Origin of the sequence: Nocardioides taihuensis, from assembly GCF_042657275.1 — a bacterium.
Classification (GTDB): Bacteria; Actinomycetota; Actinomycetes; order Propionibacteriales; family Nocardioidaceae; genus Nocardioides; species Nocardioides taihuensis.
The window spans coordinates 309,349-332,789 of the sequence record NZ_JBHSKD010000007.1; the positions used below are offsets into that span (position 1 = coordinate 309,349).

General features: G+C 72.8%; 26 protein-coding genes. 13 read left to right on the plus strand and 13 right to left on the minus strand.

Annotated elements, in window-relative coordinates; all coding sequences use genetic code 11:
• Positions 1-9 precede the first annotated feature (9 nt).
• Entirely contained in the window at positions 10-1,116 is a 1,107-nt protein-coding gene (locus tag ACFPGP_RS07450; protein WP_378588875.1) for a DNA glycosylase AlkZ-like family protein, read from the plus strand.
• On the opposite strand, the gene ACFPGP_RS07455 is transcribed toward ACFPGP_RS07450, so the two are convergent.
• Entirely contained in the window at positions 1,100-1,318 is a 219-nt protein-coding gene (locus tag ACFPGP_RS07455) for a hypothetical protein (RefSeq protein ID WP_378588877.1), read from the minus strand. The two genes, ACFPGP_RS07450 and ACFPGP_RS07455, sit on opposite strands and share 17 nt — an antisense overlap.
• Positions 1,319-1,432: 114 nt before the next feature.
• On the opposite strand from ACFPGP_RS07455, the gene ACFPGP_RS07460 reads away from it, so the two are divergent.
• Positions 1,433-2,179, plus strand: coding sequence for an esterase family protein (locus tag ACFPGP_RS07460; protein WP_378588879.1), 747 nt, complete (start codon positions 1,433-1,435; stop codon positions 2,177-2,179).
• Positions 2,180-2,182: 3 nt separating this feature from the next.
• On the opposite strand, the gene ACFPGP_RS07465 is transcribed toward ACFPGP_RS07460, so the two are convergent.
• The 4 genes from ACFPGP_RS07465 to ACFPGP_RS07480 all read right to left on the minus strand — a co-directional run bounded on the left by ACFPGP_RS07465 (position 2,183) and on the right by ACFPGP_RS07480 (position 6,723).
• Positions 2,183-3,211 (minus strand): hypothetical protein, encoded by a 1,029-nt coding sequence (locus ACFPGP_RS07465; RefSeq protein WP_378588880.1) that lies wholly within the window; start codon positions 3,209-3,211, stop codon positions 2,183-2,185.
• On the minus strand, positions 3,204-3,698 hold the full coding sequence (locus tag ACFPGP_RS07470) for an RNA polymerase sigma factor (protein ID WP_378588882.1): 495 nt from the start codon (positions 3,696-3,698) through the stop codon (positions 3,204-3,206). The genes ACFPGP_RS07465 and ACFPGP_RS07470 overlap by 8 nt, the downstream gene beginning before the upstream one ends.
• Positions 3,699-3,773: 75 nt before the next feature.
• Positions 3,774-4,430, minus strand: coding sequence for an alpha/beta fold hydrolase (locus tag ACFPGP_RS07475; protein WP_378588884.1), 657 nt, complete (start codon positions 4,428-4,430; stop codon positions 3,774-3,776).
• A 70-nt stretch (positions 4,431-4,500) separates the two neighbouring features.
• Positions 4,501-6,723, minus strand: a complete 2,223-nt coding sequence (locus tag ACFPGP_RS07480) for an ATP-binding protein (protein WP_378588886.1) — start codon at positions 6,721-6,723, stop codon at positions 4,501-4,503.
• Between the two features lie 119 nt (positions 6,724-6,842).
• Between ACFPGP_RS07480 and ACFPGP_RS07485 the strand changes: the two genes are divergently transcribed.
• The 5 genes from ACFPGP_RS07485 (at position 6,843) to ACFPGP_RS07505 (ending at position 10,360) form a co-directional block, all read left to right on the plus strand.
• A complete protein-coding gene (locus tag ACFPGP_RS07485) occupies positions 6,843-7,745 on the plus strand; it encodes a sulfotransferase domain-containing protein (protein WP_378588888.1) in 903 nt (300 codons plus the stop codon).
• A 62-nt stretch (positions 7,746-7,807) separates the two neighbouring features.
• Positions 7,808-8,251, plus strand: a complete 444-nt coding sequence (locus ACFPGP_RS07490) for a hypothetical protein (RefSeq protein WP_378588889.1) — start codon at positions 7,808-7,810, stop codon at positions 8,249-8,251.
• A gap of 12 nt (positions 8,252-8,263) precedes the next feature.
• The gene (locus tag ACFPGP_RS07495; protein WP_378588890.1) at positions 8,264-8,461 is read left to right on the plus strand and encodes a hypothetical protein; all 198 of its coding nucleotides are present in this window, start codon (positions 8,264-8,266) and stop codon (positions 8,459-8,461) included.
• Between the two features lie 201 nt (positions 8,462-8,662).
• The gene (locus ACFPGP_RS07500) at positions 8,663-10,051 is read left to right on the plus strand and encodes an FG-GAP repeat domain-containing protein (RefSeq protein ID WP_378588892.1); all 1,389 of its coding nucleotides are present in this window, start codon (positions 8,663-8,665) and stop codon (positions 10,049-10,051) included.
• A 51-nt stretch (positions 10,052-10,102) separates the two neighbouring features.
• Positions 10,103-10,360, plus strand: coding sequence for a hypothetical protein (locus tag ACFPGP_RS07505; protein WP_378588893.1), 258 nt, complete (start codon positions 10,103-10,105; stop codon positions 10,358-10,360).
• Here ACFPGP_RS07505 and ACFPGP_RS07510 read toward each other — a convergent pair.
• On the minus strand, positions 10,353-10,901 hold the full coding sequence (locus tag ACFPGP_RS07510) for a hypothetical protein (protein WP_378588895.1): 549 nt from the start codon (positions 10,899-10,901) through the stop codon (positions 10,353-10,355). The genes ACFPGP_RS07505 and ACFPGP_RS07510 overlap by 8 nt on opposite strands.
• A 105-nt stretch (positions 10,902-11,006) precedes the next feature.
• Here ACFPGP_RS07510 and ACFPGP_RS07515 point away from each other — a divergent pair, with 105 nt between their 5' ends.
• On the plus strand, positions 11,007-11,699 hold the full coding sequence (locus tag ACFPGP_RS07515; protein WP_378588897.1) for a DUF1684 domain-containing protein: 693 nt from the start codon (positions 11,007-11,009) through the stop codon (positions 11,697-11,699).
• Positions 11,700-11,830: 131 nt separating this feature from the next.
• Here the strand turns inward: ACFPGP_RS07515 and ACFPGP_RS07520 are convergent, their stop codons facing one another.
• Together ACFPGP_RS07520 and ACFPGP_RS07525 are read right to left on the minus strand one after the other, a co-directional pair.
• Complete coding sequence (locus ACFPGP_RS07520) at positions 11,831-13,204, minus strand: FAD-binding oxidoreductase (RefSeq protein WP_378588898.1); 1,374 nt, start codon at positions 13,202-13,204, stop codon at positions 11,831-11,833.
• A gap of 182 nt (positions 13,205-13,386) precedes the next feature.
• A complete protein-coding gene (locus ACFPGP_RS07525; RefSeq protein ID WP_378588900.1) occupies positions 13,387-14,931 on the minus strand; it encodes a serine hydrolase in 1,545 nt (514 codons plus the stop codon).
• A 169-nt stretch (positions 14,932-15,100) separates the two neighbouring features.
• On the opposite strand from ACFPGP_RS07525, the gene ACFPGP_RS07530 reads away from it, so the two are divergent.
• Positions 15,101-15,307 carry a cold-shock protein gene (locus tag ACFPGP_RS07530; protein WP_378588902.1) on the plus strand — a complete coding sequence of 69 codons (207 nt, stop codon included), beginning with the start codon at positions 15,101-15,103 and terminating at the stop codon, positions 15,305-15,307.
• A gap of 60 nt (positions 15,308-15,367) precedes the next feature.
• Here ACFPGP_RS07530 and ACFPGP_RS07535 read toward each other — a convergent pair whose 3' ends face one another.
• Both ACFPGP_RS07535 and ACFPGP_RS07540 read right to left on the minus strand, forming a co-directional pair.
• Positions 15,368-15,832, minus strand: a complete 465-nt coding sequence (locus ACFPGP_RS07535) for a pyridoxamine 5'-phosphate oxidase family protein (protein ID WP_378588903.1) — start codon at positions 15,830-15,832, stop codon at positions 15,368-15,370.
• A gap of 166 nt (positions 15,833-15,998) precedes the next feature.
• Positions 15,999-16,166 (minus strand): hypothetical protein, encoded by a 168-nt coding sequence (locus ACFPGP_RS07540; protein WP_378588905.1) that lies wholly within the window; start codon positions 16,164-16,166, stop codon positions 15,999-16,001.
• A 242-nt stretch (positions 16,167-16,408) separates the two neighbouring features.
• Between ACFPGP_RS07540 and ACFPGP_RS07545 the strand changes: the two genes are divergently transcribed.
• Positions 16,409-16,819: a nuclear transport factor 2 family protein gene (locus ACFPGP_RS07545; protein ID WP_378588906.1), complete on the plus strand. Its 411-nt coding sequence runs from the start codon at positions 16,409-16,411 to the stop codon at positions 16,817-16,819.
• 20 nt (positions 16,820-16,839) lie between these two features.
• On the opposite strand, the gene ACFPGP_RS07550 is transcribed toward ACFPGP_RS07545, so the two are convergent.
• The 3 genes from ACFPGP_RS07550 to ACFPGP_RS07560 form a co-directional block, all read right to left on the minus strand.
• Positions 16,840-17,142 carry a hypothetical protein gene (locus ACFPGP_RS07550; RefSeq protein WP_378588907.1) on the minus strand — a complete coding sequence of 101 codons (303 nt, stop codon included), beginning with the start codon at positions 17,140-17,142 and terminating at the stop codon, positions 16,840-16,842.
• 58 nt (positions 17,143-17,200) lie between these two features.
• The gene (locus ACFPGP_RS07555) at positions 17,201-18,607 is read right to left on the minus strand and encodes a hypothetical protein (RefSeq protein ID WP_378588909.1); all 1,407 of its coding nucleotides are present in this window, start codon (positions 18,605-18,607) and stop codon (positions 17,201-17,203) included.
• A 153-nt stretch (positions 18,608-18,760) separates the two neighbouring features.
• On the minus strand, positions 18,761-19,762 hold the full coding sequence (locus tag ACFPGP_RS07560; protein WP_378588911.1) for a VOC family protein: 1,002 nt from the start codon (positions 19,760-19,762) through the stop codon (positions 18,761-18,763).
• Positions 19,763-19,810: 48 nt separating this feature from the next.
• Here ACFPGP_RS07560 and ACFPGP_RS07565 point away from each other — a divergent pair, with 48 nt between their 5' ends.
• The 3 genes from ACFPGP_RS07565 to ACFPGP_RS07575 all read left to right on the plus strand — a co-directional run bounded on the left by ACFPGP_RS07565 (position 19,811) and on the right by ACFPGP_RS07575 (position 23,400).
• The gene (locus ACFPGP_RS07565; RefSeq protein WP_378588913.1) at positions 19,811-20,533 is read left to right on the plus strand and encodes a PadR family transcriptional regulator; all 723 of its coding nucleotides are present in this window, start codon (positions 19,811-19,813) and stop codon (positions 20,531-20,533) included.
• 90 nt (positions 20,534-20,623) lie between these two features.
• A complete protein-coding gene (locus tag ACFPGP_RS07570) occupies positions 20,624-21,835 on the plus strand; it encodes a DUF480 domain-containing protein (RefSeq protein ID WP_378588983.1) in 1,212 nt (403 codons plus the stop codon).
• Positions 21,836-22,035: 200 nt separating this feature from the next.
• Positions 22,036-23,400: a sensor histidine kinase gene (locus tag ACFPGP_RS07575; RefSeq protein WP_378588914.1), complete on the plus strand. Its 1,365-nt coding sequence runs from the start codon at positions 22,036-22,038 to the stop codon at positions 23,398-23,400.
• The last annotated feature ends 41 nt before the right edge of the window (positions 23,401-23,441 follow it).

The window sequence follows — 23,441 nt, forward strand, 5'->3', positions numbered from 1 at the left end:
CTGCGGGCCATGGTGCTGACCTGGGGGAACGTCCTGGCCTGGCGACTGGGGCGGCAGCTGCTCGACCCCGTCGGCACGGGTTCGGTCGTCGACGTCGTCGAGCGCCTCGGCGCCGTCCCGGCCTGGCCCGACCAGGCCCTCGAGGTCGGGATCGGGGTACGCCGCACGGGCGGCCGCACCGGTGACGGGACCCGGGCGCTGGAGGAGGGCGAGGTGGTCAAGGTGTTCGCGTTCCGCGGCGCCGTGCACCTGATGACCCCGCAGGACGCCGGCGCCTACCTCGTCGTGCGGGCCTCCAACCGCCAGTGGGAGCTGAAGAGCTGGCGCGACTACTACCGGCTCGAGCCGGACGACTGGCCGCGGTTCCGCGCGTACGTCCGCGAGGCGCTCGACGACGGACCGCTCACCCGCTCCGAGCTGGCCGCGGCGCTCGGTCGCAGCCGGCGCTACCGCCACCTCCGCGAGATCGTGGCCGAGGGCAACGTCACCCTGCTCAAGCCGCTGAGCTGGCAGGGCGACGTGGGCCTCGGGCTGCCCCGCGACGGCGAGGAGACCTACGTCCGGCTCGACCGCACCCCGGGCTGGGGCGGGCTGCCCGACCTCGAGGAGGCGGGCCCGCGCGTGATCACGGCCTACCTGCGCACCTACGGCCCCGCCGTTCCCGAGCGCGTGCACGACCACGTCAGCAAGTCGCTGGCCGCGCCGGCCCGCGCCGTCACCCGCTGGCTCGCGGACGTCGAGAGCCGCGTCGAGCACGTCGACGTCGAGGGGGAGCGGCTGCTCGTGCACCCCGACGACCTCGACGACCTGCACGCGACCAGGCCGTCCGCCTCCGTCCGCCTCATCCCGGGCCGCGACCCCTGGGTGATGGCGCCGGGCACCACCGACCCGCACGTCGTCCCGCCCGCCCACCGCGAGGTGATCAGCCGCACCGCCAACCCGGTGCTCCACCGCGGCGTCGTCGCCGGCACCTGGGCCGTGCGCCGCGACCGGCTCGAGGTCGACTGGTGGCCCGACTCCGGCCGCGTGCCCCGTACGGCGCTGGCCGAGGAGTCGGCGGAGCTCGCGCGGTTCCTCGGCCGTGAACTCGAGCTCAGCCTCACACCGGCCGCGTGACGAGCGTCCCAGTCACGAACTGGTGCAGGTAGCCGCACGCGCTGCACGTCGCCACATCGGCCGTCTTGTTGAGGCCAGAGTTGGCGATGCCCGACGTGATCAGGGTGATCGAGCGGACGCTGAACGTCTCTCCGCCGCAGACCAGGCACTGCAGCCCTCGCTCCGCTACCTCGACGTGCACGAGCTGGGGACTGCGGGCCATGGCGTCTCCTCCCTACGGCGGCGGGTGTGCACATCGTGGCGTCACCGGCGCGCCGGCGCCAGCGGAACCGGCCGACGTTGCCACCCGGTCGGCCGGCCGACATCATGGCGCAGCGTGGACCGCTACCAGCTCGAGCTCGACGCCCCCGGCTTCAGCCGGCCCGGCACCGTGATCCGCTACGGCCACCACGGGCGGCCGGTGCTGGTGTTCCCGAGCGAGGCCGGGCGGGCCTGGGACTTCGAGAACAACGGCATGGTCGGCGCCGTCGCGGACCTCGTGCACGCCGGTCGCTGCAAGCTCTACTGCGTCGACAGCTTCGACGCCGAGACCTGGGCGGACGCGGGGCTCCCGATCGAGGAGCGCGCCCGCCGCCACCGCGCGTACGAGGCGTGGGTGACCGAGCAGGTCGTCCCGTTCGTCGGCGCCGACTCGCCCGGCGTCACCGACGCCGTCGTGACCGGCTGCAGCATGGGCGCCTACCACGCGCTCCAGCTCGCGGTCACCCGCGCCGACCTGTTCCCCGTCGCGCTGTGCCTCTCGGGCAACTACGACCCCTCCACCTGGCGGGCGTGGGGCGACCGCGGCGACGCGTCGTACTTCACCAACCCGACCGACCACCTCGCCCACCTCGGCGGCGACCACCTCGACTGGCTGCGCTCGCGGTTGTACGCCGTCCTCGTCGTCGGCCAGGGCGCGTGGGAGACCAACCCGACCGGCGCCCTGCCCTCGACCCGCCGCGTGGCGCACCTCCTCGCCGAGAAGGGCATCCCGCACGAGCTCGACGTCTGGGGCCACGACGTCGCGCACGACTGGCCCTGGTGGCAGAAGCAGCTGGCGCACCACCTGCCGCGGTTCTGCTAGCGCTCAGCCGATGTCTTTCAGCAATGGGGTGAGCTCCCCGTCGTCGTAGTCCACGTGCCCGTACTTCTGCCAGGTCTCCGCGCCGTCGAGGGTCACGAACAGCCTGACGTTGCCATGGGGAGTCGGCTGCCCGACCACCATCCGACCCGGCGCGAGCCACCCTGTCGGGAACCACTCGGGGTCGATGTAGGTGGGGGCATGCGAGTGCCAGCATCCGGCGTCGCTCTCGCGGAAGGTGCCGTCGACGGCCCAGCGGACCCGGCAGTCGTCGGTGACCCCCCAAAGGGCCTCGTCGGTGTTCGGGCCCCAGAACCGGACGTCGTCCGGTGCCGCCACCGGTCGCACGGTCCGCGCCTCGACGTCGACGACGGCCAGCGACTCGCGGCCGCCCCCTCCGGGGAAGGTGCAGCACTCCCAGTAGATCAACTCCCGGGCGTAACGGTCGACGAACACGCCGGGGCCGGGAACTGCCGGAGCAGGGTCGGCGACCATGCTGAGTGCGATCTCCGTGCCATCGGCACGGAGCAGGCGGTAGCGCACCGGCTCGTCCTCGGCCGCGGAGTCCTGCGCGAGGACGGTGTGCTCGTCGAGGATGGTGAGGCTGACGAAGCCGCGCGCCCCGAAGAGCGCGGTCGAGTCGCCCTCGGTCACTTGGATCGCTGGGTGGTGGTGGATCGGGTCGACGCCGGAGCAGTTCGTGCACGCGTACTGCGCCCGCAGCGACCCGTCGGGTGCGGACACCTGATCCATCATGTCGCCCCGCGCGAGGATCCGCTCCAGCCTCGCGTCGCCACCGACGGTCGGCGTCACGGTCGGCGTCACCGACGGCGGCTGGGGAGCCGGCTCCGGGGCGTCTGCGCCGCCGGGGACGGCCAGGACGGCGCCTCCCACGGCCAGCGCCACGACCGTCACGGCGGCGGCCGCTCCCGCCGCGGCCCGGCGACGTCGGCGCCGCGACACGGCGACGAGGTCGTCGAACCCGGGGGCCCGCAGCTGGCCGGTGAGCTCACGCAGCACGTCGATGTCAGGCATGGTCGGCCTCCTCCCGGTCGTCGAGCAGTGGGGCGAGACGCTCGCGTCCGCGTGAGAGCCGTGACTTCACCGTGCCCTCGGGCACGTCCAGCTCGTGGGCGACCTCGGCGGTGCTGAGGTCGGCCAGGTAGCGCAGCACGACGACCTCACGCACGTCCGGGTCGAGCCCGGCCAGGGCCTGCACGATCGCCACGTGGTCGGGACTGAGGTCAGGGGCGGACAGGCTTCCCGGCGTGCTGGCCACGAAGCGGCGCACGACCTTGCCGTGCCGCCAGTGGTTGCGCTGGTGGTTCATTGCGACGGTGCGCAGCCAGGCCTCCGGGTTGGTGACCTGGTCGAAGGCGCGGCCCTTGCCGATGGCCTTGACGAAGGCCTCCTGCACGGCGTCCTCCGCCTCGGCCAGGTCGCCGCAGAACGCGAAGAGCTGCAGCACCAGTCGTCTGTACGACGCGTCGTACAGCTCGTGGAGCGACGTCGATCCGCCCACACCGCCACCTCCTCGCTCCGGTGATCGTCCTCCTGACGACACCCGAGCGGCCACCCCGGTTCGCGGCGGTACGGCTCACCTCTCCCCGAGGTAGCCGACGAGCAGGTTCGCCAGCTCCTCGGGCCGGCTCAGGTGCACGCAGTGCCCGCTCGCGATCGCGTCGGGGTGGGTGATGCCCAGGCGCTCGGCCGACCGCCGCTGGACGGCCACCGGGAGGAAGCGGTCGCGGGTGGCCACGACGTACCGCGACCGCGCCGTCGGCAGGGCCGCCAGCGGCCACGGGGTCTCGCCGAGCCGCTGGGCGGTCGGCCGCTCGCGCGCCACCGCCTGCTCGGCCAGCTCGTCGGGGACGTCGTGGAAGAACGCGACGAGGGGGTCGGGGTCGACCTCCTCGGCCCAGCCCACGTTGCCGAACCACTCCGTCGCCGTCTCGCCCGGCCGCGGCACCATGCCGGCCACGAAGACCTGCATCCGCGCGCCCAGCCGGTCGGCCACGAGCGGTGCGACGAACCCGCCCGCGGAGTGGCCGACCACCACCACCTCGGTGGCGTCCCCGACAGCCCCGACGGCCCCGACGACCGCCTCGACGCAGTCGTCCCACGTCGCGTCGTCGCGGTCGGTCGGCAGGTCGGGCGCGACCGCCGCGTGCCCGCGTTCCTCGAGGGCGCGCCGGACGAGGTGCCACGACCACCCGCCGTCACCGGAGCCGTGGACCAGCGCGAAGGTCGTCATGAGAGGTCCGACACTGTCACAGGTCCGGACTCATCGCCGGTCCGCGAGCGGACCGGGCACCACGTCCCGGTCAGCAATCGTCGGGCTCGCCGGCCGACGCGGACGACACCGCCTCCTCGAACTCCGGCATCAGCCACGCGAACCGGGGGGATCCCGCCGCCTCGAGCACCGTCGCGGCCTCGCCGAACAGCTGTGTGGCCTCGGGGCTGCAACCGCCCTCGCCGTCGCAGACGGCCAGGCCGCGCAGGCAGTACGCCGCGTTCACGTCGTCGGACAGCTCGACGGCGTGCTGCAACGAGTCGGAGAAGAGCTCCCGTGCGCGCGGGAGGTCGCCGTCGGCCCAGGCGAGCTGGGCCAGGATCTGCAGCGCGGTCTGCTGCGCCAGGCGCTCGCCGGTGTGCCGCGCGTGGCCCAGCGCCCGCTCCGCGAGCTCGGCCGCGCGGGGCCGGTCGTCGACCTGCAGGGCGGCCGCCGCGAGGTGGTTGAGCAGGTGGCCGGCCTGGGTCTCGTCGCCGCGCGCCAGCGACAGCTCGAGGGCGGCCTCGAGCGCCTCGCGTGCTCCGTCGGCGTCGCCCTCCGAGAGCAGCGCGAAGCCGAGCTGGCCCAGGGCGTACTCCTCGCCGACCACGTCGCCGGCCTCACGGAAGAGGTCGAGCGCCTCGCGCGACAGTGCGAGGTGCGGCCCGCCGAAGCCGTAGTGGCAGAAGGAGAGCACGTGCAGCAGTCGGGCGCGCTCCACGGGCGGCGCCGCGTCGCGGTCGGGGACCTGCTCGAGCAGCAGCCGTCCCTCCTCGCGCCGGTCGTGGTGCAACCAGTACATCCGCAACGACCACCCGAAGCGCACGGCGAGGTCGGGGTGGCCCGAGCCGATGCTCCAGGCGATGGCGGCGCGCAGGTTGTCGTTCTCCGCGCGCAGCAGGTCGAGCCACTCGACCTGCTCGCCGCGTTCGATGTGGGGGTACGCCGCCTCCGCGAGCGCGACGTACCACTGCGCGTGCGCGAGCCGGGTCGCCTCCTCCTCGCCGGCGGCGCGCAGCCGGGCGGCGGCGTACTGCCGCACCGGCTCCAGCAGGCGGTAGCGCGCCTCCCCGGCCCCGGTGGGGAGGTCGACGGTGACGAGCGAGTGCTCGACCAGCTGCTCGAGACAGGCGAGCACGTCGATGTCGTCGCCGGCGCCGCCGACCACCTCCGCCGCCTCGAGCCCGAAGCTGCCGGCGAAGACCGACAGCCGGGCGAAGACCACCTGCTCGTCCGCTCCGAGCAGGTCGTGGCTCCAGTCGAGCGTGCGGGCCAGCGTGCGCTGCCGGTCGTCGAGGTCGCGCGCGCCCTCCTCGGTCATCAGCCGGTCGATGCGCGCGAGCAGCTGGGTCGTGCCGAGGAACCGCGTGCGCGCCGCCGCGATCTCCAGGGCCAGTGGGATCCCCGCCAGCTGCCGGCAGATGGCGGCGACCTCGGCGGCGTTGTCCTCGGTCACCTCGAAGCCCTGCGACACCGCCTGCGCCCGCTGGGCGAACAGCCGCCCGGCGGGTGATCCCAGCACGGCCGCGGCCGACGGGTGCGCCGACTGGGGCGTCCACAGCGGGGGCACGGCGTGCTCCACCTCTCCACGCAGCCGCAACGGGCGCCGGCTGGTGGCGACGACGACCGGGCCGCCGGGCAGCTCGAGCAACGGGGCGAGGTGGTCGACCGCGGGCACCAGGTGCTCGAGGTTGTCGAGCACCAGCAGCATCCGCCGCCCCGTGAGGTGGTGCGCGAGCATGACGCCCGGGTCGCGGCCGTCGTCGCCGAGGCCGAGCGCGTGCGCGATGGTCGGCAGCGCCAGGTCGGGCGAGGAGACCGGCGCCAGTGGCACGAACACCTCGCCCGCGGGCCACGCGCCCGCCTGCTGTGCCAGCAGGGCCTGCGCGAGACGCGTCTTCCCGACGCCGCCGGGCCCGGTCAGCGTCAGCAGCCGGGTCTCCCCGGCCTGCAGCAGGACCGCGATCTCGTGCAGCAGCTGCTCGCGCCCCAGCAGCGGCGTCGGCGGCATCCCGGCGTACGACGCCGCCCTCGTGGCCGACGCCGTCCGGCCCCGGGCCGCCGCGACCAGCGCGGCCCGCTCGTCCTCCGGGAGCCCGAGGGCGTCGGCCAGGGAGGAGACCGTGTGGGGGTAGGGCTTGGTGCGCTCGCCGCGCTCGAGCAGGCTCACCGCCTTGCTGCTCAGCCCGGCGCGGTCCGCGAGCTCCTCCTGGGTCAGGCCCGCGGCCTCGCGGAGCCGGCGCAGGCGCGCGGCAAAGGTCTCCGACCCGGCCATGCGCCCATGGTGCCGCAACGCCCGCCCCCGCGGTGTTCCAGAACTGGTCCAGCCGCTGTTCCTGTGCTGTCCCGCGTGCCGCCCCGACCGTGGAACCACCCCGCCACGAAGGAGCAGAGATGCCCACCACGACCCTCCCGACCAAGACCCGGGAGCTGCACAACCACCACGTCGACTCGACGATCTGGAACGACCTGCGCTTCCGCGACGACGACATCGTCATCGCGACGTACGCCAAGTCGGGGACCACCTGGACCCAGCAGATCGTCGGCCAGCTGCTGTTCGGCCCCGACCCCGAGCTCAGCGTCGCGGAGATGTCGCCCTGGCTCGACCTGCGCGTGCCGCCGAAGGAGGTGAAGCTGCCGCAGGTCGAGGCGCAGGCGCACCGCCGCTTCCTCAAGACCCACCTGCCGCTCGACGCGCTGGTCTTCTCGCCGCGGGCCAAGTACGTCTACATCGGCCGCGACGGCCGCGACGTCGTGTGGAGCATGTTCAACCACCACGTCAACGCCAACCAGCTCTGGTACGACGCCCTCAACGACACCCCCGGCCGCGTCGGGCCGCCGATCGAGCGGCCGCCCGCCGACATCCGCACCTACTGGCGAGACTGGCTCGACCGCGACGGCCACCCGTTCTGGCCGTTCTGGGAGAACGTCCGCACCTGGTGGGCCGCCCGCCACCTCGACAACGTGCTCTTCGTCCACTTCGCCGACCTCAAGCGCGACATGGAGGGCGAGATGCGCCGGATCGCGGCGTTCCTCGACGTCCCCGTCGACGAGGCCACCTGGCCGCAGGTCGTGGAGTACTGCACGTTCGACTGGATGAAGCAGCACGCCACCCGCTCGGTGCCGCTCGGCGGCGCCTTCTGGGACGCCGGCGCCCGGGTCTTCATCAACCGGGGCACCAACGGCCGCTGGGCCGACACCCTCACCGCCGCCGACGTCGCGGAGTACGAGGAGCGCGCCCGGCACGAGCTCGGCCCCGAGGCCGCCACCTGGCTCGCCCACGGCGGCCACCTCTGACGTCGGTCGAGTCCGTCGAGACCACGCCACACCCACCCACCACCACAGGAGAAGGAACCACCATGCGCACCCTCACCACCCTCGCGGCGGTCACCGCCGCCACCACCCTCGCGATCGCGGGCCCCGCCGCGGCCAGCAGCCGGCTGTCGCTCGCCGGCACCGGCGCCAGCACGGTCGACGCCACCTCGGTCGTCGTCTCCGGCGAGGTCAGCGGCACGCCGGTCAGCGGCGCGTACGCCGGCACCGTCACCGTCCCGGGCGGCGTCCCCGCCGTCGGCGAGTGCGCCCCGGCGTCCGCCGACCTCCGCGTCGGCGACGCGGGCGGCCCCACCATCACGCTGCACTCCGACGGCGAGGTCTGCTCGACGATCGTGCCGTGGGTCCTCCAGGACTTCCGCGGCCGCTTCGAGGTCACCGACTCCTCCAGGCGCGGCTGGAGGAGCATCCGCGGCTTCCTCGAGGTGCGTGCTCTCAACGGCCTCTCCGACGTGTACGCGACGAGCTGAGGAGGAGCCACCATGACCACGCGCTTCTACGACGCGGTCGGCCTCCCGGTCCCCGAGACCGACCCCGCCGAGGTGCCCGTCGACGCCGGCGACCTGCCCCGCCTCCGCGGCCGCCTAGTGGCGGCTGGGGCGAGGGTCGAGGACCGCGGCCCGGCCTCGCTGGCCTTCGTCGACCCGGCCGGCGTACGCGTCGAGCTCGTCGGGCAGTAGCTGCTGCCAGCCCCGTGCAGCAGGAATGCGGCTCCCCGGTGACGGCGACGTCCGCGCGGCACCAGACCGACGAAGGCTGTTCGCGGCGGGCGTCGTCGTACCCGGGTCCGTCAGGCTGAGGCCGTAGGCCTCTAGTTGGCCCTGACCGGCCAGCTGTACGGATGACATGTCATCCGTGGATCACAGGCCGCAGGAGTCGTCATGACCAGTCACGCGAGGGAGTCACGACGTCGCGCCCGCAGCATGCTCTGGGCAGTGGCCCCGCTGCTCGTGGTCGCGTCGACGGTGACGGGCACCGGCAGCGCCGGGCAGGTGCCGTCTGCTCCGGCCGGCCAACGGGCCGCTGCACCGCGAGCGGCCACCCTGCCGGCGCGGACCACGACGAGGCGCGTCCGCGACATCACCCTCGAGGTCGATCCGCACCGCACCGGCTTCGGCGCGTGGTCGCAGACGTGGGGCGACAACCTCGTCTTCGACAAGAACGGTGATGGCAACCTGGATGTCCTGCTGTCCTTCCACCTCCAGCGCTGGGAGATCTGGCTCGGGAGCGGTTCCGGGGACTTCACCTTTGATCGAGGCCTTCACCGCACTGATCGCCACAACTGCGTGGCAGCGGACTTCGGCCGCCCGGCTGATGGCCGGCCGGACGGGCGGGTGGACCTCTACTGCGTACGCGGCGCCGACAAGGGGACCCTCTCGGACAAGTCGAACAGCATGTTCATGCAGCGGCGGGACGGCAGCTTCGTCGATCGTGTGCGGGCGTGGGGAGCACGCGACCCTTCAGGACGGGGTCGGGTGGTGTCGCTGCTCACGCCCCGGCCCGGCGCGCGCCCCAGTCTCTTCCTGGGCGACGCCCCGTCGATCGAGTTCCCGAGCCTGGACCGCCTGCTTCTCAACAAGGGTGGTCACTTCCGTGGCCGGCACACAGCGGGGCTGCCCGCGGATCGCGGCACCACCTGCTCCGACACGGCGGACTACGACCACGACGGCCGGCAGGACTTCGTGACCTGTTCCTACTGGGACGGCGGGGGGCTCACTGCACGACGCCTGCTGATCTACCACAACGAGACGACCCGGGGCGGGGCTGTGGTCTACAGGTGGCGCGCCGCCCGGGAGGGCGTCCCGCAGCAGGAGCTGCGGGACGCGGAGCTCGTCGACATGGACGGTGATGGCTGGGCGGACCTCGTGACTGTGTCGCGGCACGCCCTGGTCGTGCGGCTCAACCGCCACCGGACACCACACTTCTCGCGGATCAGCTACCGGCACTCGTTCACCGCCGGCCAGAGCTTCTGCACCGGCGCCGCCAACGGTGACCATGCCCGCGACCTCCTCGTCGTGCAGAGCCTCGCCTCCGGAACCCGCACCCGGCAGGCCCGGGACTGGATGCTGGTGAACCGGGGCTCTGGGAGACGGTTCCGCGCCCTCCCCGTGCCTCAGCCGCCGCGGCGCTTCGGCCGGAACGGCGTCGGCGACACCTGCAGCGCCATCCCGCGCTTCCGCGACAAGCGTTCGGCCTGGACCATCAACAATGGCCTCTACCCCGGCGCCGGCTATCGCCAGCTCGTCGTCCTGTCCCGCCCGCGACGCTGACCCCGTGGTGCCTCGACGCCTGGTTCGCGGAAGAACGAGGCGGTCGGCGTCGTGGAGGCCACCGGTCACCCCATGAAGGCGCGCCACCTGCCCCGACCCGTCGTGCGGCTGGCGATGCGGCTGTTGGCCCGACGCAACGACGCGCTCGCCTCCGTGCTCGGCGCCGGGATGCTCCAGGACCTGCGTCCGGCTCGCTGGGACGACACCCCGTTGACGGCGCGCGGGATCGAGCCGACGGCGACCACCGACTTCCTCCGCGAGCAGGCCGAGCAGTCCGGGCAGCCCGCGAGCGCGCGCCGGGTCAGGTGAACTCGTAGATCCGCTCGAAGTCCTCCGCCGCCTTGCGGGCGGCCGCGTCGTACATTCGCTGGGGGATCGGCGGGTGGTCGCGCAGGAGGCGTGAGTTGCCCTCGTCCACCCGACGTCGCTCCGTGGCCGTGAGCGAGCCGCCCTCGATGATCCGCTCGGCATGGTCTCCCAGGATGCACCGCTGTTTGTTCCACTCCGCGCCGCGCATCCGCAGCGTGCTGCTCGTCTGCGACCAGTTGTTCTGCTGGCGCATGGCCGTCAGCACGGCGGCCGCCGTCGTCATCACGAAGACGGTGACCCGTGCCCAGGTCGCGGGGTTGTGCTCGACCAGAGCGCCGAAGACGCCCAGCGACGAGGTCGTCGTCAGGACCAGCACGACGTTCATCACCCAGTTGTCACGCGTCGCCAGCTCGTCAGCGCGTCTCGCGCAGGTGCGGTCGTAAGCCGTCGCGGTGATCCAGTGCTGCTTGGTGTCGGCCAGCGACTTGACGGTGCGTGCCGACAGTCGCGGTCGCGGGCTGGTCTGTGCATCCGCGCCCATGAGGTCCACCTCCCGGAAGGTGTTCGTTGCCTTCTTCCAGCGTCGGCCGGTCGCTCGCGCCCCGGTAGGGGCGTTGGGCCCCCGGCCGGGTGGCACGATGCCCCCGTGACCGACTTCCTGGGCGACTGGCAGGCCTGGCGCGACGCCCGGGAGCGGCGGTTGAGCAGCCCCGACGGCTGGCTGGCGATCACCGCCATCCACTGGCTCACCGCAGCTCCCGAACGCTTCGACGACGTCCCCGGCGCGTGGTCCGCCGAGGGCGGCAAGATCACCGTCACGCTCGCCGTCGGCGAGACCCTGTCCCTCGACGGCGACGACCTCGCCGAGGGCGAGCACGTCCTCGGCCGGGTGGACGAGGACGGCGTGACGGTGGCCTTCGGCGACGCGATCGCCGAGGTCGCCGACCGCGACGGCGCCACCATCGTCCGCCCGCGCCACCCGGACTCCCCGCTCCTGCGCGCCTACCGCGGCACCCCCTGCTACCCGCCCGACCCGCGCTGGGTGCTCCCCGCCCGCTTCGCGCCGTACGCCGAGCCCGACGGATCGCTGTGGATCCTCTTCCGCGACGCGACCTCCGGCATCACCACCTATCCCGCCAACCGCCAGCTGGTGGCACCGGCGCCGTCGCCCGACGGCGCCACCGAGCTCGACTTCAACCGGGCGTTCAACATGCCCTGCGCCTACACCGACTTCGCCACCTGCCCGGTCGCCCCGCCGCAGAACACGTTGCCCTTCGCCGTCGAGGCAGGCGAGCAGGACCCGGCGAGCGCCGGGCGTGGAGCGGCGCGGGGAGCGTGAGGTGGTCGGGCCCGGCCTTGAGGAGGAGCACGTCGAGGCCGGGGTCCTCGCTGGCAACCGCACCAGGACGCAACCGGCCGCGCCGCCGCCGACGGGGACGACGTCGTGGTGACGGGACATCCCGGAGCGGCCTACGCCGGCAGGATGTTCTGGTTGTGGCGGAACAGGTTCCCGGGGTCGTAGGTCCGCTTGATCTGTGCCAGCCGGTCGTAGTTGCCCTTGTAGTTGGCGCGGATCCGGTCCTGGTCGTCATCGGCCATGAAGTTGACGTAGCCGCCCTCCTCGGAGTGCGGCGCCGTGGCGTCGTAGTAGTCGCGGACCCAGGCGATGCCCGCGTCGTCATCGACCTGGTCCGGCGGCCACATCCCGGCGATCACGGTGGCGAACGTGGCGTCCCGGTAGGCGAACGCCGTGGCGTCGGGGGCCACCCGGTGGCAGGCGCCGTTGATCGGGTAGATGTGCACCGTCGAGTTCACGACCGGCACCCGGGGGCCGTGCTCGAGGTGCGCCGCGATCGCGTCGTCGGTGAGCTCGGTGACGAAGTTGGCCTTCCAGTAGTGGTGCAGCCCGGGCGGGACCAGCGCGTCGAAAGCGCTGTTCAGCGCCGGGTACGGCATCGGGCCGACCATCTCGGCCACCCGCGGCGCCAGGTCGCGGATCGGCTGCAACACCTTCTCGCCCTGGTCGAGATCGCCGGCCCAGCAGGTCACCATCGCGATGAAGGGCTCGCCGTGCCGGTCCTCCGGGATGAACGGCAGCGGCGGCGCGATCTGATAGGCCGGGAAGCAGCCGAGCTGCTCGGGTGCGTCGGCGATGAACTCGCGGTAGAACCGGAGCACGTCGTCGGCCTGGTCGAGCTCGAAGAACATCGGCCCGCCGTAGATGTCCTTCACCGGGCTGAGGCGGAACTCGAACGACGTGACCACGCCGTAGTTGCCGCCACCTCCGCGGATCGCCCAGAAGAGGTCGCCGTCGTCCTTCTCGCTGGCGACGTGGAAGGTGCCGTCACCGGTCACCACGTCGGCCGACAGCAGGTTGTCGAGGGCGAGGCCGAGGCCGCGGGTCAGGTAGCCGATGCCGCCGCCGAGGGTCAGCCCCCCGACACCGGTGGTCGAGATGATCCCGCCCGTCGTGGCCAGCCCGAAGGGGTACGTCGCGGCGTTGAGGTCACCCCACGTCGCGCCGCCTTCGACCCGGGCCGTGTGGGCCAGCGGGTCGACCCGGATGCCGCGCATGGCGGACAGGTCGACGACGACGCCTCCGTCACAGGTGCCGAAGCCGGGCACGCTGTGGGCACCACCCCGGACCGCCACCGACAGGTCGTTGTCGGCGGCGAATCTCACCGCGGTCATCACGTCGCCGGCGTTCGCCGGCCGCACGACCACGGCAGGTCGCCTGTCGATCATGCCGTTGCGCACGGCCCGCGCGTCGTCGTACCCCTCGTCCAAGGGGCCGGTGACGGTCCCCCTGATCCCCTCCCGCAGGGTGTCCAGCTGCACTGCCATGTCCGTCCCTCCTCGTCGCTCGCCCGCCACGACGGGGCCACGGAGGGCGTCGATAGGGCGTCGATGACGGCGGCAGTAGGGGCGTCCAAGGCAACCGGGGCGGCAGGTCTCTTGGTTGCTTTCCGACGCTAGACCCCGGCCACCCACGGCGCCATCACGGACCCGCAGCTTCCCCGATCGGGCTAGACAGTCGGCAGGTTCCCCAGGATCAGCGCGGCGTCCTCGTGCTCGGGGTCGAGGTCGAGAGCGCGCTGCAGCAGGGTCTGCGCCTGCTCGAGGTCGCCGTCGACGGAGTGCGCCCAGCCGGTCATCGTCCAGGCGTCCGACGACTCCGGGCGCAGCGAGGTCCACAGCCGCAGCAGCGGCCAGGCCATCTCGGTGCGGTGCAGCTCGATGGCACCCCAGACCGCGTCGACGAACCCCTCGTCGTCCAGGTCGTACGACGCCGGCTCGGCCGTCGCGAGCTCGTGGAAGGTCGCCATGGCCGCCTCCTCGCCCGACGACGCGAGCACCCGGGCGACCGGCCCGACGACCGGGGGCAGCAGCGAGCGCAGCGCCGCCCCGCCCTCGGCCTCGTCGTCCCGACCGCCGATCACGAGGTCGAGCGCCGCCTGGCAGATCAGCGAGGCCGGGACCGTGTTGGAGTTGGCCAGCACGACCACGCCGGTGCGCAGCCCGGGCACCACGACCAGCCGCGAGCCGAACCCGGGATCGGCCCCGCTGTGCCCCAGCAGCCGGTGCCCGCGGTAGTTGCCGATCGCCCAGCCCAGCGCCTGCTGCTCGTCCCACGGCGGCCCGCCCACCTCGATCGCCGGCTCCCACATCTGCGCGAGCAGCGAGGGGCTCAGCACCGTCGGCTCGAGGTGGGCCGCGATCCACCGCGACACCTCGACCACGGTGGAGTGCAGGCTGGAGCTGGGGGCGTGCCGCCGGGTGTAGGGGTAGGCGCCCGCGGGCACCGCCGGCGGCATGCCCACGTGGGGCGAGGCCGCCAGGTGCGCGGGCACGTCGGCGCGCAGGAACGTGCTGTCGCGCATCCCGAGCGGCTCCAGCACCACGTGGCGCACCGCCTCCTCGAACGTCGTGCCCGTGACCCGCGACAGCAGCAGCCCGAGCAGCTCGTAGCCCGCGTTGGAGTAGGAGAACGCCGTGCCGGGGTCGGTCTTCAGCCGCCACCCCGACAGGCTGCGCGCGAAGTCGGAGAGCGCCTCGTCGCCGAGCTGCGGGTCGTGCCAGCCGTAGTCCGACACGTCCGGCAGGCCGCTCGTGTGGGTCAGCAGGCCGCGCGCCGTGACCTCCGCGGCGCGGCCGTCGGCCAGTGAGAGCTCGGGCACCCACGCCGTGATCGGAGCGTCCAGGTCCAGCGCCGGCTGGGCGCCGGCACGGGGCCCCGCCAGCGACACGACCGCCGTCGCGACGAACGGCTTCGACACCGACGCCAGGTGGAACACCGTCTCGGGCGTGACCTCCGCGCCCGTGCCGGCGTCACGCACCCCGAACCCGCGGGCCACGACGTCCCCGTCGTGCACCACGGCGACGGCCAGCCCCGCTGCCTCGTTCGCCGCGAGGAAGCCCTCGACCAGGGGCCAGAGGACCTCCTCCACGCCCGCACGCAGCGGCGTCCGGCCGTCGTCCATGCGCCGACCGTACGCCGGGCCGGCGCCGCTGTCGCCGCCGTTGTCGCCGGAGCTGGAGCCGCCGAAGCGCGGGATACGGCCCCCATGCACTACTGTGGCTCCTGTTGAAGGGACGGAGTCACATCCGTCCTTGCCGCGCACCAAGTCGCGGCTCGTATCTCGTACTCCTGGTTTCGGTTCGCTGGACATCAGTACAAGTAGATGTCTTCAGCCCGCCGGAGGGCACAGGGTCCTCGGCACCCGAACAAGGGAAAAGATCATGGCTCAGGGAACCGTCAAGTGGTTCAACGCCGACAAGGGTTTCGGCTTCATCGCGCAGGACGGCGGCGGTGAGGACGTGTTCGTCCACTTCTCCGCGATCCAGTCCAGCGGCTACAAGTCCCTCGACGAGAACCAGAAGGTCGAGTTCGACCTCGCCCAGGGCCCCAAGGGTCCCCAGGCCGAGAACGTCCGCGTCTCCTCCTGACGCAACCACCCAGGGCCCCGACCGCACCGCGGTCGGGGCCCTGTGTGCGTAGCCGGGTCGCTAGACCGAGAGCGCGCTCGGGAACCGCGTCTCGAAGTCCAACACCCCGACCCACGTCGGTCTCACCGAGATCCGCGCCATGGGCTGACCGCGGAGCTGCTCGACCCAGGCCGCACCTTGCTCGTCGCCGAAGTAGCGGCGCGCTGCCGCGGCGTACTCCTCGGACACGTCGTCGAGTCGGTCCACCGTCGCATCGCCACGAAGCAGGAGCGCGTGGTAGGGCCACCCCGAGGAAGCGTCGATCGTGACCGCCACGCTCGGCGACCGCTCCAGCGCCCGGAGCTTCGGAGCCCGGGCGGGGCTTCCGAACGTGAGCGCTTCCCCCGTCCAGTGGAACCAGAGGGGAACGACCCGGGGCGTGCCGTCCAGCCACGTGTAGGCCAGCCGTGCCAGCTCGCGTGACCCGAGGAGCTCCTGCGCCACTGGATCCTGGAGGAGCCGTGGGTCGCCCTGTGTGATGGTCATGATGACCCCCGTCGACATCGACGGCCCGAACACCCGGCCGCCGCTCAGTGGATGATTCATTGAACGCCCGCGGACGGAGGCTCGCAAGAGCGTCTGACGGGCAGGAGCCTCTGGCGCGCACTCCGATCCCCGCCCGCACTCCCGAGGTCCGGCGGGCGTACGGCGGTCACCGCAGGTGCGAGGACACGGCGGCATCACGGGTCAGGTGGAGCAGCGTGCGCAGGTCGGGCTTCCTGAACGGGACTCGCGAGAAGTCGCCCGCGTAGTAGCCGTTGTGCGGGTGCGCGCTCCGCGGCGTGCAGGTGCCGCTCACTTCCTCGACGATCTGGTTCATGGCCTTGCCTCTCGCTGCCGATGTCCGATGGCTCCAGCACACTCCGTCCGCGCGCTGACGACGATCGAGGCAGGCGCACGGCTGCGGGCGGTGACCGTACGGTGCGGGGGCCTCTGCGTGTGGTCAGCACGAGTCGTGGGGTGCGGTCATCCCCCCATCGGCGCCTGCCGCCGACGTGACGCACGACCGGTGCCGTGGATCTGGACCTGTGCCCGGCGTCGCCCCAGTCCTACAGTCGGGCCATGGGGTCGATGCTCGAACGCCTGACCGGGGCCCAGAACGCCCACGACGCCGCGGGGTTCGCGGCGTTCTTCGCGGACGACTACCGCAGCGCTCAGCCGGCGCACCCCAACCGTGCCTTCTCCGGGAGGGCCCAGGTCCTGGAGAACTGGACGGCGGTCTTCGCCGGCGTGCCGGACTTCCGGGCACGGGTCGTCGCCTCCTGCCGTGACGGTGAGGTCGAGTGGGGAGAGGTCGAGTGGCTCGGGCACCACGGCGACGGTTCGGCGTTCGCGATGCGAGGCGTCCTCATCCTCACGATCCGCGACGACCTGGTTGCTGAAGGCCGGCTCTACGTCGAGCCCGTCGAAGGCAGCGACGACGACATCCGCGCCGCGGTCGACGCGCTCTACCGGCCGCCGGGCCGAGCCTGAGGCCGGTGCCGCGGCCGGGCTCAGCGTCGCTGCATCTCCCACGCGAGGTCGATGGCGGCGTGCACGGCGACGGCCGGTGCCCGGTCGAGGTAGGCCTCGACCTTGTGGTGCGCCTCCATCCGGGGCGGTACGCCGAATGCGTCGGGGTAGGTCTCGAGCAGCCGCTCGCGCTCGCCGAGCGGGACCCGGATCACCACGGTGTCCTGGTCGTGCACCCGCACGACCAGGCGGTCGTGGACGTACCACGCCGGGCGCGCGTCGGTGCCCTTCCGCTTCACCTCCGGCAGGGACTCGGCGTACCGGCCGACGTCGTCAGGGGTCACCCTCCGCAGGGTAGGCCCGCAGGCGCCGAGCCGCCCGCCGACGGCACCCGCCGGCGACTCACACCGCGGCCGACCGGGGCACGCCGTGGCTCTGCCAGTTCCAGACGGGCGTGAGGCCCTCCTCGTTCTGGAGCACCGTCGCGAGCACCTGCAGCTGGTCGACGTCCACGCCCATGGCCTTCATGGCCGCGCTCGGCTTGCCCGGCTCGGGCACGGCCTTGAGCAGGTCGGTGGCGGTGCGGATGCCGACGCGGCGCAGGGCGATCCGGGTGTTGACGCCGCTCCGCGGGTCGGTGTCGGCGGGCGTGCCGTCCTGGCGCCGCGCGACCAGCTCCTTGCGCTCGACGGGTTCGAGGTGGATCAGCAGGAAGGCCTGGTCGACCCAGTCGACGAGACGCCCGACCGGCACGCGCGTGTGCAGGATGACGTCGACGAGGTTCATGGTCGTCAGGTTCTGCATGTCCTCGACGCCCTCCTCGGTCAGCCGCGCCTCGTACCAGACGTTGAGGCCGTCGAGCTGGTCGAGCGGGTAGTCCGGCGAGAGCTGGGGCACGAACACCTGCAGCGCCTTGGACGCCACGCGCTGCAAGGCCTGGAGCCCCACCAGAGGGAAGAAGCCGACGATGAACGCCGTGACCATCTCGGTGTGGCTCAGAGGCGCTCCGGGGGTCGCGCTGAGGGCGAAGAACTGGTGGAGCACCGCCACGATCAGCAGCACCAGGACGATGCGAAGCACCACACCGGCGTACGCGCTGGGCCGCAGGTCGCTCTGGTAGAAGCGCCGGATCAGCATCGAGATGGCGAAGGCGTACGCGCCGAGGAAGCCGAACTTCAGCGCGTCCCAGGGGCCGGAGGGCGACAGGACGAAGTCGGTGTCCCACAGGACGGCCGACCAGCCGACCGCCAGCACGGTGGTGCACAGGAAGATCGGGAAGAGGGTCTCGACCGACACCCGGAAGTTCTCGTTGTCGGTGGGGTCGACCGACAGGCTCGACACGCGACGCCCGTAGTAGGCGTCGAACTTCTGCCGGTAGACGTTGGACTCCGACGCGGTCCCGTCCACGTGGCCGCAGTCGGACGTCGAGCCCGGGGGAGGAGCCGGCAGGTTCTCCTTGCTGTCCCACCCCATGCGGTGGAGGTTGAGCACGTACTCCGCCCACAGCACGCCGGCGCGCAGCCCGAGGAAGCGGACGTAGAGCCACCCGGGCACGAAGGCGAGGCACCAGAGGGCGAACAGCTTCAGGGCGCCCACCGCCCACACGTCGTCGTCGGGGAAGCTGCCCTCCGGCAGCACGTAGGTCAGCACGATCGTGGTCACGGCCACGAGGCCGATCAGGAAGTTCATCCACGCGGCGACCGCGGTCCGGTAGATCACCGAGGACCTGAAGAGGTCGCCGAGACGACCGACGACTCCTGGTGCGCCGTCGCCGACGCGGCCCTGTTCTCCGATGCTTGCAGTGGTCACAGCCATCCCCCTCCGAGAGCTCGGGCGCATGCCCTGTTACGAGTGCGGAGGCGCCACCCGGCCCCCGGATACATCGAGGGGGCGACGAGTTCCGATGGCGCGGCTGAGCAGCCCCGCCCTGGTGGGGGAACGGGACCGCGCGTCGTGCGTGGGTCAGACCGGTCGGTCCCGTTGCACGAGGCAGAAGGAGTTGCCGCTCCGGTCGCGCATGACGAGGCGGCGCGCGTCCTCGTGGGCGTGCATGGCCAGCAGGTGTGGCTCGGAGCTGGTGGCGCCGGGGATGCCTCCCATCCAGCGCACCTGTCCGACCGCTTCGTCGAGGTCGTCGACCGCGATGTCGTAGTGGACGCGGTCGGCGTCGTCGCGAGCGGTGTCGTGGGTTCGCTGCAGGATCAGCTGGTGCCGCCACTCCTGCTGGCCCTCGTGCTCGTCCCCCAGGTACGCGAACCGGAACGGCCAGTCGGACGAGATGGGACCCACGCCCACCAGCGCGGACCAGAACTGGAGCCCGACCGCGAGGTCGTCGACGTTGATGACGCAGCACCGCAGCTCCCCGACGGGAGTGGACACGTCGGTGTCGCCCGCGGTGTCGCCCTCGGGGGCACCCTGCGCATACCGGGCATCGCGGGCGATGCGCCTCCAGAGGGCGTCGTCGTACCGACCCGCGAGGGTGCGCTGGTCCCACGTGGAGTCGTCGGCCGGGGCGTTCCACGCCGAGGAGGCCTGCAGCGCCGCCTTCTCGACCTCCTCCAGGTCGCGGATGACGCAGAACTCGTTGCCGAAGGGGTCGGTGACCACCGCCCAGTCGATCTCCGGCGTCCCGTCGGCCTCCGACATCGGTCGGGGATAGACGGCGGGACCGACCTTGAGACCTCCGCCCAGCCGGCGCACCCGCGCGACGGCCACGTCGACGTCCGCCACCGTGATGTCGACATGCCCCCGGTTGGGGGCAGCAGCCGACGTGGGGAGGGTGGCGCGGTGCAGGGACAGCACCGGTCCCGTCGAGCTCACCGGCCCGGGTTCGAGCTGCGCCCACCCGGCTCGGACGTCCTGGTCGGCGACCGCCAGGCCGGTGACCGACGACCAGAAGTCCCGACCGACCGCGACGTCCTCGACCGCGATGCTCACCTCGACCAGTGCCCCGACGTCACGCATGTCGCGCTCCCTCTGCCGTCCTACTCTCATTGAGAGTAGAATCACGGCGTGACGGCGTCAACATCACCGGCCACCTTCGGCCTGCTGGGCCTGCTGGCCGCGCGACCCCAGACGGGCTACGAGCTGACGACCCAGATGCGGCGGAGCCTGCGCTTCGTCTGGCCGGTCTCCGAGGCCCACCTCTACCGGGAGCAGCGCAAGCTCGTGGCACTGGGCTGGGCCACCAGCGACGAGGAGCCGGCCGGCCGGCGCACCCGGAAGCGCTACACGATCACCCCTGCCGGCCGCGCGGCACTCGCTGCCTGGCTCGAGAGCGAGCCGGAGGAGCCGCAGCTCCACGTCGAGGGACTCCTGCGACTGTTCAACGCCGACCGTTCCACCCCCGTGGCACTGGCGGCGTCGGCCACCGCGACCGCCGAGGCGGCTCGAGCGGCGGTGGCCGCGCTCGCCGCCATTGCCGCGGAGTACCTCGAAACCGGTGGGCCGCTGGAGCTCCTGGAGCGCGGGGTCGGTGGTGCGGGTGACCGGCGGGAGTTCCACGGACGACAGGTCCTCCCCGAACGGCTGCCCGTCGTCGCCCTCACCGCGGACCTGACCTCCGAGCTGCTCGACCGCATCGACAGCATGTTCACCGAGCTGGCAGCGGCCGCAGCGGCGTGGTCGTCGCTCGACGACGTCTCGTCCGCAGAGACGCGCAGCCGTCTCGAGGCGGTGGTGTCCCGCTCGCGACAGCCCGCGAACACCCCGGGGGCCGCCGAACCCCAGGAGTGACACGCCCGAGGCCCCACGCCCGGTCGGGTCCGTCGCTACGATCGGCCGGGTGCGAGCCGATCTCGACCACGGAAGGCCGGGGGCGTGAGGATGGACGGTCTGCTGGTCCTCGAGCCCGAGGACCAGCGGATCCTCGGGAGCCTGCTGGAGAAGCAGATGACCGTGCCGGCGTCGTACCCGCTGACGGCCAACGCGCTGCGGACCGCCTGCAACCAGACGAGCAACCGCGAGCCCGTCCTCGACCTCGACCTGGAGACCGTCGAGCGGAGGGCGCGGGCGCTCAAGGAGCGCGGGCTGCTGCGGATCGTGTGGGCCGACGCCGGGCGTCGGGTGCTGAAGTACCACCAGACCCTCGACGAGGCACTGGGCCTCGACACCGACGAGCGCGCCCTCCTGACAGTGCTGCTGCTCCGGGGCGAGCAGGCGCCGGGTGAGCTGCGCACCCGCACGCAGCGCCTGCACGACTTCGCGGACCGGCAGGAGGTCGAGGCGTGCCTGCGCCGGATGGCGGGGCGTCCCGAACCCCTGGTGCGCGAGCTCGAGCGCCGCCCGGGACAGCAGGACCGGCGCTGGGTGCACCTCCTCGGGCCCGTGCCGGAGCCCGTGACGGCTGCTGCCGCGACGGTGGTCGACCGGGATGTCCCCCTCGCGCAGGGCGCGGAGGTGAGGGACGCGCAGGTGCGGGCGTCGTACGACGCCGTGGCCGCGGACTACGCGGACCGGTTCGCCGACGAGCTCGACGGCCTGCCGCTGGAGACCTGGCTGCTCGACCGGGTGCTCGCCCAGGCGGCGGGACGACCGGTGGTCGAGGTCGGCTCCGGCCCGGGACACGTCACGGCCTACCTGGCCGACGGTGGGGCGGACGCCACGGGGACCGACCTGTCGCCGGCCATGGTCGCTGCGGCCCGCCGGCGCTTCCCGGACGCCACGTTCGAGGTGGAGGACCTGCGCCGGCTGAGCCGGCCGCGGGCGAGCTCGGGCTGGGCCGCCGTGCTGGCGTGGTACTCGCTGATCCACCTCGCGGCCTCCGAGCTGCCCGAGGCGGTCGCAGCCCTGGCCCGCCCGCTCGACCCCGGCGGGTGGCTGGTCCTCGGGCTGCACGCGGGCTCCGAGGTCCGCCACCTCGACGAGTGGCTGGGTCACGACGTCGACCTCGACTTCGTGCTGCACGACCCCGCGTTCGTGGTCGGGGTGGTCGAGGCCGCCGGGCTCGCCGACGTGGAGTGGTACCTGCGCGGGCCGGTCGCGGCCCGAGGTGAGACGACCCAACGTCTGTACGTCGTCGCTCGCCGGCCCGCCTGATCCCGACGCTGGTCGAGAGGTCCTCGGTCAGTTGTGGCCGGAGCCTGTCACTGGGGCCGGGTGCGGTGGGACGATCGTGCCGTCCGACCAGGAGGCCCGGGTGAACGCAGGTGCCAGGGGCTGCCTCACGACTCCGCGAGGCTGTCCGAACACGGCGTGCGAACGCCGCGCACCTGCCTGCCGCAGGACCGGGTGACGCTGTGGCACTCGAGAAGTTCCGCCGTGTCGAGCTCTTCGCCGAGCTCGCCGATCACGACCTGGCGAGGATCTGCAGCCAGGCCGGCGTCGTCAGCCTGCAGGCGGGTGAGGTGCTCTTCCGTGAGGGCGAGGCCGGTGACCGAGCCTTCGTGGTCTCCTCGGGTGAGGTGGACGTCCTCAAGACCGCCGGCCGGCGCGAGGTGCTGCTCGCCGTACGCGGCGCCGGCGAGGTCATCGGCGAGATGGCGCTGCTGGACGATGAACCCCGTGCCGCGACGGTCCGCGCCCGGACGGCGACCGAGCTGCTGGCGATCCCCAAGGCCGCCCTGGACGACCTGGTGGCCACCAGCCCGTCGGCAGCGCTGTCGATCCTGAAGCCGCTGTCGCGTCGCGTCCGCGAGACCAACGAACGGCTCCGCCACCAGGAACGCATGCTGGCGCTCGGGGTGATGACGGCCGGCGTCGCGCACGAGCTGAACAACCCCGCGGCCGCCGCACAGCGCACGGCCGAGCAGCTCGTCGTCCAGGCGGCCGAGCTGGCCTCGTCGGCCGCCGGCGAGGCAGGCAGTGCGGTCGCCGACCTGCTGGCCGAGCTCGATCGCCGTGACCTCACGGCCCGCACCGCCGTGCAGGCCAGCGACCTCGAGGCCTCCGTCGAGGACTGGTTGGCCGAGCGCGGCGTCGAGGACTGCTGGCGGCTCGCGCCGACGCTGGTCGAGGGGGGCATCACGGAGCCTGACCTCGAACGCCTGCTCGTCGTCGAGGACTTCTCGCGCGTCGTGCACCTCGTGGCCCGCGCGATGGAGGTCCGTCGTTCCGCGGCCGAGGTCGTGGAGTGCACGCGTCGTGTGTACGAGACCGTCCAGGCCATGCGGTCCTACTCCTACCTCGACCGAGCGCCCGTCCAGGAGGTCGACGTCGTCGGTGGCCTCGAGGACACGTTGCTGCTCTGGGGGCACACGACGCCGGGGGTCCGGATCATCCGGGAGTACGAAGCCGACCTGCCGCGCATCACGGCGCTGGGCGCAGAGCTCAACCAGGTCTGGACCAACCTGGTGCGCAACGCCTGCGACGCGCTCTCGGGCGTCCCCGACCCGACCGTGACGGTCCGGGCCCGCAGCGAGGGCGACAGCGTGGTGGTCGAGGTCGAGGACAACGGGCCCGGCATCCCGGCCGACATGCAGGAGCGCGTCTTCGACGCGTTCTTCACCACGAAGCCACCGGGGGAGGGCACCGGGCTCGGCCTCCAGATCAGCCACCGCATCGTGGTGGTGGAGCACGGCGGCGACCTCGCGCTCCGGTCCGTCCCGGGGCGGACCACGTTCCGCGTGACCCTCCCCGTCCGGCCACCCACCCTGGAGCGTTGAGGCCATGAGTGAACCCGCGAGCGCGACTCCGGAAGGGACCC

Bases quoted from the DNA above. Each gene is read 5' to 3' on its own strand.
- ACFPGP_RS07450 (WP_378588875.1), top strand. From the start codon at position 10: ATGGTGCTGACCTGGGGGAACGTCCTGGCCTGGCGACTGGGGCGGCAG.
- ACFPGP_RS07455 (WP_378588877.1), bottom strand. From the start codon at position 1,318: ATGGCCCGCAGTCCCCAGCTCGTGCACGTCGAGGTAGCGGAGCGAGGG.
- ACFPGP_RS07465 (WP_378588880.1), bottom strand. From the start codon at position 3,211: ATGCCTGACATCGACGTGCTGCGTGAGCTCACCGGCCAGCTGCGGGCC.
- ACFPGP_RS07475 (WP_378588884.1), bottom strand. From the start codon at position 4,430: ATGACGACCTTCGCGCTGGTCCACGGCTCCGGTGACGGCGGGTGGTCG.
- ACFPGP_RS07480 (WP_378588886.1), bottom strand. From the start codon at position 6,723: ATGGCCGGGTCGGAGACCTTTGCCGCGCGCCTGCGCCGGCTCCGCGAG.
- ACFPGP_RS07485 (WP_378588888.1), top strand. From the start codon at position 6,843: ATGCCCACCACGACCCTCCCGACCAAGACCCGGGAGCTGCACAACCAC.
- ACFPGP_RS07490 (WP_378588889.1), top strand. From the start codon at position 7,808: ATGCGCACCCTCACCACCCTCGCGGCGGTCACCGCCGCCACCACCCTC.
- ACFPGP_RS07495 (WP_378588890.1), top strand. From the start codon at position 8,264: ATGACCACGCGCTTCTACGACGCGGTCGGCCTCCCGGTCCCCGAGACC.
- ACFPGP_RS07500 (WP_378588892.1), top strand. From the start codon at position 8,663: ATGACCAGTCACGCGAGGGAGTCACGACGTCGCGCCCGCAGCATGCTC.
- ACFPGP_RS07510 (WP_378588895.1), bottom strand. From the start codon at position 10,901: ATGGGCGCGGATGCACAGACCAGCCCGCGACCGCGACTGTCGGCACGC.
- ACFPGP_RS07520 (WP_378588898.1), bottom strand. From the start codon at position 13,204: ATGGCAGTGCAGCTGGACACCCTGCGGGAGGGGATCAGGGGGACCGTC.
- ACFPGP_RS07530 (WP_378588902.1), top strand. From the start codon at position 15,101: ATGGCTCAGGGAACCGTCAAGTGGTTCAACGCCGACAAGGGTTTCGGC.
- ACFPGP_RS07535 (WP_378588903.1), bottom strand. From the start codon at position 15,832: ATGACCATCACACAGGGCGACCCACGGCTCCTCCAGGATCCAGTGGCG.
- ACFPGP_RS07540 (WP_378588905.1), bottom strand. From the start codon at position 16,166: ATGAACCAGATCGTCGAGGAAGTGAGCGGCACCTGCACGCCGCGGAGC.
- ACFPGP_RS07545 (WP_378588906.1), top strand. From the start codon at position 16,409: ATGGGGTCGATGCTCGAACGCCTGACCGGGGCCCAGAACGCCCACGAC.
- ACFPGP_RS07560 (WP_378588911.1), bottom strand. From the start codon at position 19,762: ATGCGTGACGTCGGGGCACTGGTCGAGGTGAGCATCGCGGTCGAGGAC.
- ACFPGP_RS07570 (WP_378588983.1), top strand. From the start codon at position 20,624: ATGGACGGTCTGCTGGTCCTCGAGCCCGAGGACCAGCGGATCCTCGGG.